The organism is Epilithonimonas sp. JDS, from assembly GCF_021261315.1.
Classification (GTDB): Bacteria; Bacteroidota; Bacteroidia; order Flavobacteriales; family Weeksellaceae; genus Epilithonimonas.
In genome coordinates this window covers 307,485-321,954 of record NZ_JAJSAX010000001.1, presented here as the reverse complement: position 1 = coordinate 321,954, position 14,470 = coordinate 307,485, and the positions used below count along the sequence as shown (strand labels likewise).

The 14,470-nt window shown below is 38.8% G+C and carries 15 protein-coding genes; 7 read left to right on the top strand and 8 right to left on the bottom strand.

The window, feature by feature from the left end; translation table 11 throughout:
* The first annotated feature begins 20 nt into the window (after positions 1-20).
* On the top strand, positions 21-1,004 hold the full coding sequence (locus LUD75_RS01600) for a pyridoxal-phosphate dependent enzyme (RefSeq protein WP_232703974.1): 984 nt from the start codon (positions 21-23) through the stop codon (positions 1,002-1,004).
* Between the two features lie 229 nt (positions 1,005-1,233).
* On the opposite strand, the gene LUD75_RS01595 is transcribed toward LUD75_RS01600, so the two are convergent.
* From LUD75_RS01595 to LUD75_RS01580, 4 genes are all read right to left on the bottom strand, one after another.
* Positions 1,234-1,482 carry a hypothetical protein gene (locus LUD75_RS01595; protein ID WP_232703973.1) on the bottom strand — a complete coding sequence of 83 codons (249 nt, stop codon included), beginning with the start codon at positions 1,480-1,482 and terminating at the stop codon, positions 1,234-1,236.
* Between the two features lie 426 nt (positions 1,483-1,908).
* Positions 1,909-2,619 (bottom strand): hypothetical protein, encoded by a 711-nt coding sequence (locus tag LUD75_RS01590; protein ID WP_232703972.1) that lies wholly within the window; start codon positions 2,617-2,619, stop codon positions 1,909-1,911.
* A gap of 24 nt (positions 2,620-2,643) precedes the next feature.
* Entirely contained in the window at positions 2,644-3,486 is an 843-nt protein-coding gene (locus tag LUD75_RS01585; protein ID WP_232703971.1) for an isoaspartyl peptidase/L-asparaginase, read from the bottom strand.
* A gap of 153 nt (positions 3,487-3,639) precedes the next feature.
* A complete protein-coding gene (locus LUD75_RS01580; RefSeq protein WP_232703970.1) occupies positions 3,640-4,548 on the bottom strand; it encodes a cyanophycinase in 909 nt (302 codons plus the stop codon).
* A gap of 355 nt (positions 4,549-4,903) precedes the next feature.
* On the opposite strand from LUD75_RS01580, the gene cphA reads away from it, so the two are divergent.
* Positions 4,904-7,531 (top strand): cyanophycin synthetase, encoded by a 2,628-nt coding sequence (gene cphA, locus LUD75_RS01575; protein WP_232703969.1) that lies wholly within the window; start codon positions 4,904-4,906, stop codon positions 7,529-7,531.
* A 71-nt stretch (positions 7,532-7,602) separates the two neighbouring features.
* Here the strand turns inward: cphA and LUD75_RS01570 are convergent, their stop codons facing one another.
* Complete coding sequence (locus tag LUD75_RS01570; protein WP_232703968.1) at positions 7,603-8,457, bottom strand: LysR substrate-binding domain-containing protein; 855 nt, start codon at positions 8,455-8,457, stop codon at positions 7,603-7,605.
* 102 nt (positions 8,458-8,559) lie between these two features.
* On the opposite strand from LUD75_RS01570, the gene LUD75_RS01565 reads away from it, so the two are divergent.
* From LUD75_RS01565 to LUD75_RS01550, 4 genes are all read left to right on the top strand, one after another.
* Positions 8,560-9,021, top strand: coding sequence for a gamma-glutamylcyclotransferase (locus LUD75_RS01565; protein ID WP_232703967.1), 462 nt, complete (start codon positions 8,560-8,562; stop codon positions 9,019-9,021).
* The gene (locus tag LUD75_RS01560) at positions 8,966-10,222 is read left to right on the top strand and encodes an MFS transporter (protein ID WP_232703966.1); all 1,257 of its coding nucleotides are present in this window, start codon (positions 8,966-8,968) and stop codon (positions 10,220-10,222) included. The genes LUD75_RS01565 and LUD75_RS01560 overlap by 56 nt, the downstream gene beginning before the upstream one ends.
* Before the next feature lie 15 nt (positions 10,223-10,237).
* Positions 10,238-10,960 carry an MBL fold metallo-hydrolase gene (locus LUD75_RS01555; RefSeq protein ID WP_232703965.1) on the top strand — a complete coding sequence of 241 codons (723 nt, stop codon included), beginning with the start codon at positions 10,238-10,240 and terminating at the stop codon, positions 10,958-10,960.
* 64 nt (positions 10,961-11,024) lie between these two features.
* Complete coding sequence (locus tag LUD75_RS01550; protein WP_232703964.1) at positions 11,025-12,155, top strand: alpha/beta hydrolase-fold protein; 1,131 nt, start codon at positions 11,025-11,027, stop codon at positions 12,153-12,155.
* Positions 12,156-12,208: 53 nt separating this feature from the next.
* Here LUD75_RS01550 and LUD75_RS01545 read toward each other — a convergent pair whose 3' ends face one another.
* Positions 12,209-12,526: a nuclear transport factor 2 family protein gene (locus LUD75_RS01545; protein WP_232703963.1), complete on the bottom strand. Its 318-nt coding sequence runs from the start codon at positions 12,524-12,526 to the stop codon at positions 12,209-12,211.
* A gap of 20 nt (positions 12,527-12,546) precedes the next feature.
* Positions 12,547-13,341 (bottom strand): SDR family oxidoreductase, encoded by a 795-nt coding sequence (locus LUD75_RS01540; protein ID WP_232703962.1) that lies wholly within the window; start codon positions 13,339-13,341, stop codon positions 12,547-12,549.
* A gap of 123 nt (positions 13,342-13,464) precedes the next feature.
* On the opposite strand from LUD75_RS01540, the gene LUD75_RS01535 reads away from it, so the two are divergent.
* Positions 13,465-13,848 carry a winged helix-turn-helix transcriptional regulator gene (locus LUD75_RS01535; protein WP_232703961.1) on the top strand — a complete coding sequence of 128 codons (384 nt, stop codon included), beginning with the start codon at positions 13,465-13,467 and terminating at the stop codon, positions 13,846-13,848.
* Positions 13,849-13,903: 55 nt separating this feature from the next.
* Here LUD75_RS01535 and LUD75_RS01530 read toward each other — a convergent pair whose 3' ends face one another.
* On the bottom strand, positions 13,904-14,464 hold the full coding sequence (locus LUD75_RS01530; protein WP_232703960.1) for a dual specificity protein phosphatase family protein: 561 nt from the start codon (positions 14,462-14,464) through the stop codon (positions 13,904-13,906).
* Positions 14,465-14,470 lie beyond the last annotated feature (6 nt).

Sequence of the window (14,470 nt, the reverse complement as noted above, 5' to 3'; positions counted from 1 at the left end):
AAAATTAAAAATAAAAACAAATGAAATATTACAACAATATCGTAGAAACCATTGGTAACACGCCATTAGTCAAAATAAACAAAGTTTTGGGAGAAGATTTTCCGGCTTTGGTTTTGGCAAAAGTAGAAACTACGAATCCCGGAAATTCCGTAAAAGACAGAATGGCCCTGAAAATGATCGACGATGCGGAAAAAGACGGCCGTTTGAAACCAGGCGGAACCATCATCGAAGGTACTTCCGGAAACACAGGAATGGGATTGGCTCTGGTAGCCATCCAAAGAGGTTACAAATGTATTTTCGTAACCAATTCCAAGCAGTCCAAAGAAAAATGTGATATTTTAAGAGCTGTTGGCGCAGAAGTAATTGTTTGCCCAACAGATGTGAAACCAACAGATCCACGATCTTACTACTCAGTTTCCAAAAGACTGGCTGCCGAAACCGAAAATGGCTGGTACGTGAATCAATATGATAACTTATCCAACAGACAGGCGCATTACGAAAGCACAGCACCGGAAATCTGGGAACAAACTGAAGGAAAATTAACGCATTTCGTTGCCGGTGCCGGAACAGGTGGAACAGTCACTGGTTGCGGAACATTCTTCAAAGAGAAGAATCCGGCTATTAAAGTGATCGGAGTTGATACTTACGGTTCAATCCTTAAAGAAATTCACGAAACGGGCGAAATCCATTTGAATCACGCCTACACTTACGTTACAGAAGGAATCGGCGAGGATATTCTGCCGGAAAATTACGATATGAGCGTCATCGACCATTTCGAGAAAGTGACGGACAAAGACGGCGCCATCTACGCGAGAAGACTGGCAAAAGAAGAAGGGATTTTCTGCGGCTATTCTGCGGGAAGTGCGATGTCAGCTTTGGTTCAGATGAAAGATCAGTTCACGAAAGATGACATCATCGTTGTCCTTCTTCACGATCACGGTAGCCGGTATGTAGCGAAAATCTACAACGACGACTGGATGAAGGAAATGGGTTGGCTGGAGTAATAATAAATGATGGATCATTAATGATAAACGATAAAACTGTCTTGTGTAAAACTAGACAGTTTTTTTTGGAATGAAATCAATAAATTTTTTAAAATATTCGAAAGTATAATGTTTAAAAATTGCTCCAAAGGAGCAATATGTTTGTAGAAATAAATGTTGTGATAAATTAGAACTCCGTAGGAGTGACATTAGCAGTAATGGTTTTTATCAAATAATATCAGCAATAAATCTACACAATTCCGCCACCAATAAACAATCGGATGAATCCCAAAAATGCAGCCATTCCACACATTATGATTCCTGCCGTTGCATTTGTTTTTGGCAGACCGTCTTCCTGAACGTATGCCACAATGCTGATGACCAATCCGATCATAGAAAATGGAATATTAATCCAATTGAACGCTCCCAAACACGGAATAAATCCGAAAAGCATTCCGAAAATCGCTAAGATTCCCATCACCAGACTTGCTGTTTTCATAGTTTTGTTTTTATATTTTTAAGAAGAAATAACAAGAATAATATAGAATTAATTACCAGCAAACCAAAAATTACTAGACTGAATTTATTTAACGCCAAAGCATTTTTAAGATTCAAATTTTTGATTTCGATGAAAGCGCGGGTTGATCCGCAGAGGAAACATTCTAATCCTTCTTTTCGAGACTCACAAATTGGAACTTCGGATAGAATTATTTTTTCATCCACAAAAAATAAAATCAGCAATACTAGAAAAGAAAGAACTGCTGAGATTTGCCACACAATCCGGATAGCGTTTTTTAGTTGTCGATTTTTGTAGATTGGTAGGTTTAGGGTCATCTACTTTTAAATTTCATGTAATAGATTTATAATAAAATCGATGCATCTCCCTCTTTGTAATGAAACGAAATGATTTGCTGTATTTTTTTATCTACATTGGAGGCGGTGGAGACGGAGCGGGACTGAATTGTCTCATTTGTTCTTCTGTTCCTTTTATTTTTACATTGTCATCCACATAGAGAATATTCATCATTAATTTTTGATTCTTTGTAACATCAATTTCGGAAATGTCATTTCCTTTTATAATAAATTGAATTAGTTCAGAATTTCTTGAGATATCTAATTTTTTCAGCTTGTTATCATCAGCCGATAAATATTTTAAATTTTTAAAGGATTTTAGATCAATATCTTTTATTTTGTTATTCATGAAATTAATTGATTCAATAGCTGGACAGTCTTTTATTGTTAATATTTCCAACTGATTTACACCGCAAGCTAAGTCTTTTAACTTTGGTAAATTCGAAATTTCCAATGATTTAAGCTTATTTTTTGCACAATAGAATTTTACAAGATGCTGAAAATTTTTCAATTTCAAATTTTCAATATGATTGTTGGTTAGCGATAAATATTCTAAATTTTTAAAGAGATTAATATCATTTACATTTGTAAGATTCTGTCCCATTAAATTTAAATCTTTTAAACTATCTGCTTCATTTTTATTAATTTTTCCATCTTTGTTAAAATCAATATTTGGATATTTACTCAAAACTACCTTTTCAAAATTTTGATTCTCAAATTTCAGATTTTGTGAGAAGGCTAATAATGAAAAATTTATCAACATTAAAAAGACGATTTTATTCATAAAATTTTAAATTTACTATTTTAATTATCCAAAAACCTCAAAATCAACCCCATCAAAACTCGCAAAAACCATAGTAGGATAAGAATCCTGATGGAAGACATTCCCTTCACAGTCAATTCCGATAGCGCCTGCAAAACCGTCAATGTCTTTCAGTTCTTCAAAGGTTCTGTCGAAGGCATTTTCAATGGTTAATCCGTCTGTAACTCTCGTTACAATTTTTGCTGAGGTTGCATTGCTTACAATATCTTCTCCAACGCCTGTACAACTCACTGCACAAAATTGATTGGCGTAATTCCCGGCAACCGTCGCAGAATCTGAGATTCTTCCTGGGATTTCAAAACCCTTTCCGCCGGTGGAAGTCGCAACTGCCAGTTTTCCGTTTTTATCCAGAGCAACTGCGCCAACCGTTCCTTTGCCGCCGGTTTTCAGTTTTTCCTCGTATTCTTTTCTTCTTTGCGGGATTTCGGTGGAGAAATTGCCGAAGCCATTTTGTGTGGCATATTGTTTTGCACCGTTTCCGCCAAGAACGCGGTCGTCTTCTTTCATTAATTCCTTCGCTACTAAAATCGGATTTTTCACATCCTGAATATTGATGACACCACTCATTTTCTGGGTTTCACCATTCATTATCGCTGCACTCATACGGATTACGCCATCACTTTGAATTTGAGAACCGATTCCTGCATTGTACAAATCATCGTCTTCCAAAAGCGAAACTGCATACGCAACCGTATCAAAAGCTGAATTGTCTTGAAGAAATTCATAGGATTTTTTCGCAATGGCTTTCAATGAATTCTGTTTTGCCAATTTCACTTCGTTGCTTTGATTGCTTTCGGAGAAGAATCCGCCGTGGATGATTATTTTCATAAATGGAATTTTAGTTTTTTATGTTTCCGAGAACCTCAGACTGACAAAAGAATTTTTTATATGTTTTCTCTTCATCAGGCTCAGGATAAACTTCGCCTCAGACTGATATCTTAAATTCTAAAAATTTGTCACACTGAGCGGAGTCGAAGTGTTTTAATCGCTTGTGTAATTACTAGGAATCACCTGCGGAATAGGGTTGTACTGTGAATTTACAATCGTCATTTCTCTGGATTTCATATCAAAAGTATCATTCATAGAAAGGACATCTACGATCAGGTTTTTAATAGAAATCGGTTGTCCGAGATCTACGTTTGTCAAATTAGTATCTTTGATTTGGAGTCCGTCAACGATAATGACAAGTCCTGAACCAATCGCAGTCATTTCATCATCCTGAATAAATAAACCTGTATCTTCTCCAAGACCAATTCCTAAAGTCCTTGGATTGTTGACAACCGCCTGAAAAAGCCTTCCGATTCTACCTCGCTGAACGAAATGTGTGTCAATAATTACATTTTCTATAAAGCCTAAACCTTGCGTGGTCTTAATCTCGCCTTTCAGCAAAGCTTCGGAGCTTGAACCTTGATAGATCATATTTTCGGAAGCAGCAGCAGCGCCGGCAGAGGTTCCTGCGTAGATAAAATCTTCGGTCTGATATTTCGTAAGAATCGCATCGTGAAATCTCGTACCGCCAAGAATTGATGTCAGTCTCAGCTGATCGCCACCTGTGAACATTACAACATCAGCTGCGTTTGCTCTGGCAACTATTGCATCACTATTGGCCTGCTCACGATTTTGGATATCCAGAATATTACAGGTTTTAGTGCCTAAAAATTCGAAGGCTTTTTTATATTCGGGACCTACGATATCGGGAATCTGAGAAGCTGTCGTAATAACTTCGATGACCGAGTCTTCTTTAAGTTTGGATTCGTTGATGATCTTTCTGAGGATACCTCGTTCAAAAAAGTTGAGGTTTTTTTCGACGTTTTGATCAAAGTGGGTTTCTGTAAAACTACCTTTATTTACAGCACCTCCAATGATGACAAGTTTTCCTTTTGATTTCATAGTTAACAAAAATAATAAATCATAATAGAATATACCTCATATTTTACTGGTAAAAATTCGTCTGTTTTATTTAAAGTTTTAATTATTAAATACTTATTTACAGTAAAACGTAGGTTTAAATTAACAAATCGTTAATTGTTTTATAAAATTGATAACGATTTTATTTTATAACAAAATATTTATTTCTGATTTTTCTTTATTTAAAAGCTTTTCTATTATCTTTGATAAAACTAGAATTTAGGAACGGCTTTGGTAAGTATTTTTTGATTGTTTGAGAATTCTCGGACATAAAATTTTAAACCATTGATTTTAAGTCCAATATCTGAAATCTAACGATCTAACAACTACTTTAAATATGAAAATAGAAAAAATACAGGTTCTGAGAGGTCCGAATATCTGGAGCATTACCAGAAAAAAATTAATACAGATGCGTCTGGATCTGGAAGAAACAGAACATCAACCGACCAATAAAATAGACGGTTTCAGGGAAAGAATCGAGCAGTTGCTTCCTTCATTAATTTCCCACAGATGCTCCGAAGGCTGCGAAGGTGGCTTTTTCAAACGTGTGGAAATGGGAACCTGGATGGGGCACGTTATCGAACATATTGCGCTTGAGATTCAGACGCTTGCCGGAATGGATGTCGGATTTGGAAGAACACGTGAAACAAAAACGCCAGGTGTTTACAACGTGGTTTTCAATTACAGAGAAGAGCAGGCCGGGATTTTTGCGGCAGAAGAATCCGTGAGAATTGCCGAAGCTTTGATGGCAGGAACAGATTACGATATTGATGTCTGCATCCACCACCTCAAAGAACTGCGTGAAAGCGAAAGACTTGGGCCGTCTACAGGTAGTATTGTGGAAGAAGCGGTTTCCAGAAGAATTCCTTGGATCAGATTGGGGAAAAACTCTTTGGTTCAATTGGGTTATGGAATCAATCAACAGAGATTCCAGGCTACCATTACAGGAAATACAAGCAGCATTGCGGTGGATATTGCCTGCAACAAGGAGCTTACTAAAAAAATGCTGGAAGATGCAGCGATTCCTGTTCCTTCCGGAAGTTTGGTGGTGGACGAGGAAGGTTTGGATCTTGCGATCAGAAAAATTGGTTATCCAATCGTCATCAAGCCATTAGACGGGAATCACGGAAAAGGTGCTTCCATTAACGTTAATGATTTTGAGACAGCAGTTGTTGGCTTAACGCACGCGCAACAATATTCAAGAAAAGTCATTGTCGAAAAATACATTACCGGTTTCGATTTCAGGGTTTTGGTCATCAATCATAAAATGGTGGCAGCAGCAAGAAGAGTTCCGGCTCACGTGGTTGGCGATGGCGACTTGAACATCCAGGAACTCATCGATAAAGAAAATACAGATCCAAGAAGAGGTTACGGACACGAAAATGTCTTGACCGAAATTGATGTGGATAAAGACACCAATGAACTTCTTGAAAAATTAAATTATACTTTAGAAACGATTCCTCAAAAAGGAGAAATCGTTTACTTAAAATCAACTGCAAATTTATCAACTGGCGGAACATCCATCGATGTGACCGATATGATCCATCCAGAGAATGTTCAGATGGCGGAACGTGTTTCCAGAATCATCGGACTGGATGTTTGCGGGATCGATATTATGGCAGAAAACCTGACGCAACCCTTGAAGGAAAGCGGCGGCGCAATCTTGGAGGTCAACGCGGCACCAGGATTCAGAATGCACCTTGCACCAAGCGAAGGTTTGCCGAGAAATGTTGCAGCGCCAGTTGTAGATATGCTTTATCCACCTGGAAAAGAATTCAGAATTCCAATCATTGCTTTGACGGGAACGAATGGAAAAACGACGACCACGCGAATTCTTGCACACATCGTAAAAAACAATGGAAAAAGAGTAGGTTTCACAACATCTGACGGCATCTACATCCAAAATACATTGCTTCAAAAAGGCGATACGACCGGACCACAATCTGCCGAATTTATCTTGAAAGATCCAACCGTGGAATTTGCTGTTTTGGAAACGGCAAGAGGCGGAATCCTGAGATCCGGACTTGGTTTCGGAACTTGTGATATCGGTGTTTTGACTAATATCAAAGAAGACCATTTGGGTATCAGCGATATTCATAATTTGAAGGATCTGACGCGGGTAAAACGTGTTGTTTTAGACAGTGTCAAAAAAGACGGCTGGTGCGTGCTGAATGCTGATGATGAATATTCTATGAGACTCGTGGACGATTTGAAGTCAAAAGTGGCTTTGTTCAGTCTGGACGAAAACAATCCGCACATCAAACGTTTTGCAAAGGAAGGTAGAATTACCTGCGTTTATGAGGAAGGATTTGTGACCATCAAAAAAGGCGAGTGGAAAATCCGAATCGAAAGGGTGAAAAATATCCCGATCACGATGGAAGGCAAAGCCAAGTTTATGATCGCAAACGTTTTGGCAGCATCATTGGCCGCTTACGTTTATGGTTTCGAAATTCCAAACATTGCTTTGGCTTTGACGACATTTATCCCAAGTGCACAATTGACACCAGGACGACTGAATATCTTCAATTTCAAAAACTTCAAAGTAATGATCGATTTTGCACATAATCCTGCTGGTTATGAAGCAATTGAGGATTTCTTGAAAAGCGTGGAGGCCAATAAGAAGATCGGAATCATCTCAGGTGTTGGCGACAGAAGAGATGGCGACATCCGCGAGATTGGGAAAATTGCGGGAAGAATGTTCGATCACATCATCATCAGAAACGAAAAACATCTTCGAGGAAGACCAGAAGAGGAAATCAATGGACTCATCATCGAAGGAATCCAGGAAGCCAATCGAGACATCAGCTACGAATGCATCCCAAAAGAGATCGATGCTTTAAAACACGCAATGAGTCTGGCCGAAGAAGGAACATTCATCACAGCGCTCAGCGACGTGATCACGAATGCCATAGAATTGGTTCAGGAATACCAGGCTAAGGAAGTTCAGGATGAAGGAAAATATTAGACAAACTTTTTTTAATTAATAAAACCGCTCTAGCAAAGGGCGGTTTTTTGTTATTAAAGGACAATAAATTTTTAAAGAAATTCCTGAAAGATCTTGACCGATTTTTTTTGATACATATTTTTTAGCGATATGATGGTCGCTTCACGCAACATATTTTTACCTTTGATCTTAATAGTTGCCAAGTCTGGATCGTCCACGCTGACTTGCGTCAGTATCGTATTCCAATTACCGGTTTTTACGAGTTCTAGTAGAGTTGGGATGTCATTGATCTCGATCAAAACATTCGGTTCTAATTTTTCCTTCTTCAGAATGCCTTTGATAAATTGAATCGTGCTGTATCCCTTTGCTGGCAAGGCTAGTGGTAATTTCATAATATCTTTTAAAGCGATGGACGAAAGTTTTGAAAACTCAGAATCTTTGGCCACGACCAATGTCATTGGCGAGAAAAATAGAGAATGGTAGTCATAGTCGGACTCATAGCTTTCTTTGAAGGTGAGAATGAAATCCAGTTCGGTCGTATTTAACTTTTCTATCAGTTCAGAGGTCGTTCCGAAAACAATATTGATTTTGATCTTTGGGTATTGTCGGGAAAAGGCGATCAATGCTTTGGTAAGAAGATGGCGCAATGCGTAGGTGATCCCGATGGAAAGACTTCCGGAATTGAGCTTGTTCAGATCCTTCATCATCATAAGACCTTCATTGGATTTTTGAACACTTTGAAAGGCAAACTCAGAAAATAACAGACCAGCTTCCGTCAAGGTAATTCGTTTTCCAATGCGGTTGAAAAGCGGAATTCCAATTTCCTCTTCCAACTGTTTGATCTGTTGGGAGAGTGTGCTTTGGCTGATATTTAGATGGTTGGAAGCTTCAGTGAAGTTTAGAAGTTCCTTTGCTTTGAGAAAGTATTTGAGCTGTCGTAATTCCATATTCTAAATCGGTTTTATCGATGGATTTTATCGAAATAAAGCGTTTTACAAATTTAGAATATATTCCGAAATTTGTATCATCAATTGAAAAATGATTTAAGAATGAGTTTATTAACAGACCTTTCAGCTTTGAACCAAAAACATACAATTGCAGATATTAAAGTTGAAACATTGGACCAATATGAGCTTACGGCCGACCAAAGAGTTTTTTTTGAAGAGTACCGACCAGAGAACAAACTTATAATCTACGGAACACTTGCTCCAGGAAAACCCAATCATCACAAAATAAGTCATATCCAAGGTGAATGGAAATCCGCAATACTGAAAGGCGGAAAATTAGAATGCAAAGGTTTGGGTGCCGACCTTGGTTCTAATGGATTTGTCTCAGCGCCGGAAAATGAACAGATAGATATTTCTTGCTATGTTTTATTTTCTGATGACTTGAGCTACCACTGGCATTCTCTTGACGAATTTGAAGGCGATGGCTACCGCCGAATTCTCGCTGAATATGAACTGGAAGACGGACAAAAAGGCTTCGGCTATATCTATGGGATCAATCAGTAGTTCAGTTATCATTTTAGACATCGATCACAAAGCGGACAAAAAGAGTCGCAGATTCAGAAATATACAACTGACGATATTTCTTTCGGGATTGTCTGTCTTTGCACAGCTTTATCTGTTCCAGCCTTTGTTGCCGACCGTTGCAAAAGATTTTAAAACTTCCATTGGTGACAGTTCTTGGCTGGTTTCTTCTTCCACCTTGGGAATGGCTTTGGGTCTTTTCTTTTTTGCTTTCAAATCGGATAGTTTTTCCAGGAAAAAGCAGATGTTGTTTGCATTGCTGGCGTCATCTTGTCTCACCATCGCCTCAGCGTGGATAGAAAGTTTACCACTTTTAATTGCAATGGGAGTTGTGAAAGGTTTTGTGATAGCGGGTGTTTCAGCGGTTGCATTGGCTTATATTACAGAAGAAGTTCAGGCCTCTGTCATTGGATTGGCGATCAGTATGTATCTGAACGGAAACACGATCGGCGGAATGAGCGGAAGAATGATAGCGACGGTTTTGGATGGCGAAATAGGCTGGCGAAATACAGTCTTGATCATAGGAATGGGAAGCTTGATCTTGGCGTTGATATTCTGGAAATATTTCCCCGATTCACGTTTTCATCAACCACAGAAGATTGACTTTACTTTGAAGGTAAAACAGATGAAAAACTTTGCTTCTGATTCTTACATGCTTCGTCTTTATTTTGTGGCTTTTCTGATTATGGGAACGTTTGTGAGTATTTACAATTACTTGACATTCCGTTTGGAGTCGCCACCATTTTCGATGAATCATCTTTTCATTGCCTTTATATTTTTGATGTACACTTTGGGTGTCGTGGGAACAACCATTGTTGGCCGACTTTCAGAAAGGATGGAGCAACGCAGGATTCTGCAGGTCTGTATTGTTTTGATGTTAGTTGGGGTCTTGCTTTTGCTTTCTCCGAGATTGTTCATCGTAATGATTGGTCTGGCGCTTCTTACGCTTAGTTTTTTCGGTGCACATACAATGGCGAGCAAGATGGTCGCATTGCACGCACAGGAAGCCAAAAGTACAGCCACGTCTTTGTATTGGTTGTTTTATTATTTTGGGTCAGCACTTTTAGGAAGTGGCTCCGGCTACTTTCTCCACGCCACATCTTGGAGCTACTTCATTCTGCTCCTTGGAATTGTGGTTTTGATTTCTTATTTTTTGTCATTAAGAAAAATGAAAGTTATTTAATTTAAAAGATTGAAGATGAAAATACATCCGCTAAAAGACGGGAATTTCAGTGTTGATAAAAACAAAAATTTTACCTATCTCGAAGATTCCGAAAACGAGAAGGACCTCAAAATAGCAATTCAACCTTTCCTAATCGAGACCAAAGATGATCTGGTCTTGTTGGATGCTGGTCTTGGCTGGCTGGAAAATGACGTTCCTAAGATTCACCTCAATATAGAAAAAGCTCGCCTGAAACCTGAAAATGTGAAGATGATCCTGCTTTCTCATCTGCACAAAGATCATATTGATGGATTGGTGAATAAGAATGGAAAACATTGGTCGCTCAATTTCCCTGAGGCTGAAGTTTATCTTCAAAAACGTGAATTGGAGTTTGCCCGTTCCAAAGATGGAAATCCTTCATTCGATCTAGATGTTTTGAATTTTATTATTGATAATGCCAAAATCGTCTGGATGGATCTCGACAAAGGAAACCTCACACCCGAAATTTCCTACGAAGTGACAGGTGGACACACGCCATTTCATCAGGTTTTTTGGATCAAAGAAAATAATGAGACCGCTTTCTACGGCGCAGACAATCTTCCGCAAATGGGTTATCTGAAATATCAGATCGCCTTCAAAACAGATTTTGACGGGAAAAAGGCAAGAGACGAAAGAATGCTTTGGGAAAAACAGGCGAGGGAAGAACAGTGGAAGATCCTTCTCTACCACGATTTGGAACTGGATATTGTGACAATTTAAATCGGTTTTATTATTTCATAGAATTTGTAAATTGCATAGTTTTCTAACGTTTTCAAATAGTCCAATGCAAAAATTCAAAATCATAACAGCTGCTCTTGTTTTCAGTTCGGCTCTGTTGTTTTCTCAAAACTTTAAAACGTCTGTCACAGCAAAGAACGGAAAAGAATTTCCTAAAATTGATGCTGACCGAAAAGCAGAGGTCAAAGTCTATTTTCCGAAAGCAAAATCTGTGACGATAGAAGGTGGAGACGGAATGCAGAACCTCTCGTACGATGCCGCAGAAGGAACTGATGGATTTTGGACTTTTTCAACCTCACCATTGGAAATTGGCTTTCATTACTATTGGTTCAATGTCGATGGCAAAAGGACGAATGACCCGAATACAGAACTTTACTTCGGCTACGGGCAGCCAACAAGCGGGATTGAAATTCCGTCTGGTGAAGATTTCTTTTTTGAGAAAAATGTAAAACACGGCAAAATAGTAGATGACGGTTTTGAGTCTGAGATCACCAAAGTAAAACGAAACTTCAAAGTTTATTTGCCACCAAACTATGGCACGCAGAAATTCCCGGTCTTATACCTTTATCACGGAACCGGCGAAGATATTACTGGTTGGGAAAGACAAGGTTACATCAAAAATATTTTGGATAATCTCTTCGCAGATAAAAAAGCAATCGAAATGATTGTCGTGATGGATTATGGCGTTGCACTAACTCCCGAACAGGAAAAATTACCCGACGATTATCCAAGAACAGTTCTTTCTACAAAAAATCTAGACAAACTGGTGACTCATGAGCTGATTCCTTACATTGAAAAAAAATATAATACGAATGGTAAGAAAGCAATCGCAGGCCTTTCCAGAGGAAGTTATCAGGCAATGTTCATCGGGGCGAATCATCCCGAACTGTTTTCTGCCATTGGCTCATTCAGTCCGGTGATTTACGAAGGGACGGAACTTCAGCCTTTCAAAGAATTGCCTGTGGAAAATCTATTGAGATCAAAACAAAAACCATTTTTCTTTATCGGAATTGGCGAGAAAGAAGACAAGCGTTTTTCTGAATACAATGCGATATTATCTAATTATTTGAATCAAAACAAATATCCATTCGTCCAATACAACTCACCTGGAACCTACCACGAATGGCTAACTTGGAGACGTTGTCTCAATGAATTTGCGCAACAGATTTTTAGATAATTTAAACTAAAAAAACCGCTCTTCAACAGAACGGTTTTTTATGGATGAGATTTTTAACCTGTAATTTTCAGAGAGTCGATCAGTCCGTCTTTTAACTTAAAATGATAAGCTAAAACTATCGGACTGCCTGGGAAATTCCCTGACACTTCAGCTTTCAAAATTTCATCGGCTTCAGAATATTCCAAAGGTTTCATAGTCGCTTTGTATTCTGTGTTAGCTTTCTCTATCCATTGTTGGATCTCGGCTTTTCCGTTGTGAGTCTTGCCCTCGTCAAAAACTACGGCTGTTTCGGAAAAACAATCTGCGTAAGCGTGACTGTCAAAATTGTTCTGTGCTTTTTCTAGCGATGTGATTACTTCTGGTAAGTTCATATATTTTATTTTTAAAGTGATTAAATTGTAGGAATTGTGCCTCCGTCCATGATATATTCTGTTCCGGTGAGATAATTGGCTCTTGGAGAAACCAGGAAACCGACAAATTCTGCAATTTCCTCTGGATCCGCTGGTCGTCCGATTGGGATTCCGCCTAATGCATCCATGACACTTTTTCTTGCTTCGTCAATGGTAGAATTTGAACTTGTAGATATGCGTTCCAATAGTCTTGTGGATGATTCTGTCATAATCCAGCCCGGCGAAACGGTCAAAACACGAACGCCTTTGGGCGAAACTTCCTTAGACAGGCCTTTGCTGTAATTAATAAGTCCGGCTTTCGCAGCAGCATACGGTAATGTGGAATCGTAAAGCGGCAGTCTTCCCTGGATGGATGCAATATGAATGATTACGCCACTTTTTTGCAAGAGCATTTGAGGCAAAAATTCACGATCCAATCTTATGGGTGCTAATAAATTGGTATTGATGCTTTGTTCCCAATCTTCATCAGTCAAAACCGAAAAACCGCCGCCTTTGGTTTCCGAGCCTCCAAGATTGTTGATGAGAATGTCCAGTCGCCCAAATTGAGCGCGAACCTCATCTGCTACTTTTTTCGTGCCTTCGGATTTGCTAAGATCTGCAGAAATGAAATGTAAGTTTGAAACTTCTGTTTCGGGTTTGTTCCTTGCGGTGATGATCACAGTTGCGCCAGCTTTCAGAAGTCTTTCTGCAATTGCCTTTCCTGCGCCTTTTGTGCCTCCTGTTACCAAGGCTATTTTGCCTGATAACTCATTTTTGAAATTAAATTCTTGTACCATTGCTTTATTTTTGTACAAATTTCTGACATACTTCAACATTGCACAATTACGGAATTACGATTCAGATAGGGAACAATTTTTCCCCTATTGCACAATTTGGAACATAGGCTTAATTTTGCTTCTATGTATGAGAGAAAAATTTTACCAAACCTCAATTGTGGCCTCGATCTAATCGGCGAAGTACTCTATGGTAAATGGAAAATCCGCTTGTTATGGTTTATCAATCAGGGACATCAGCGTCCAAGTGAATTGCAGCGGAAGATTCCCGATGCGACAAGAAGAGTTCTGAATATTCAGCTAAAAGAGTTGGAAGACCACGAGTTGGTTTCGAAGATCATTTATCCAGTGGTGCCACCAAAAGTGGAGTACAGTCTGACCGATTTTGGAAAGACACTCATTCCAGTCATTTCAATGATAGGAAGCTGGGGCGATGATAATGAGAAGCGTCTCAAATCCGTGATTATGAAAAAATATAATTCCGAAAGTTCAGATTCATCAGAAAAATAATTTAAAAAACCGCTTTATGACAGGCGGTTTTGTGATGGTGATCTGGCACTTGCTGTCACCTCATTCTTTTCTTGTAATTAGTAAGATAAATTCCTTTCTCAGAATTTTTGGAAAAATTACCGCTCAATTCCCAAAGGTAGCGCGCGTGGGATCTTGCATCTTCATTAGAAAAATTCTCATACTCAATCCTGTAAATGGAGCTGAAAAGCCTCGAACGCCCGACGCCGTGGTGACAATGGATCAAAACAGGATAATTCTTTGGATTGTCCATTATCTTAAGGAATTTTTGAACCGTGCTGTCTTGCGGAATCTGATCTGTCGGTAAGTTGAAATACTTTACGCCCGCAATTTTATTCATCGCATATTCTTCGGCATTCACTTGTTTTTTGGTTTCGGGATTCAGCTCGGTTTGCACAAAACCGTCTCTCAGATCAATCACGGTTTTAATATGGTGATCACTTAAAACTTCTGGTAATTTTTCAGGAGCGATGACACCGGAATTATAGACTTTGTTTTCCGAAATCGTCACCAGATTGTACCGTACTTTTTTCTGATAAAAGACAAAGCCCGCAACCAGCAATACTGCAACAACCAAAAGAATCAGTATGTTTTTCATTAATTT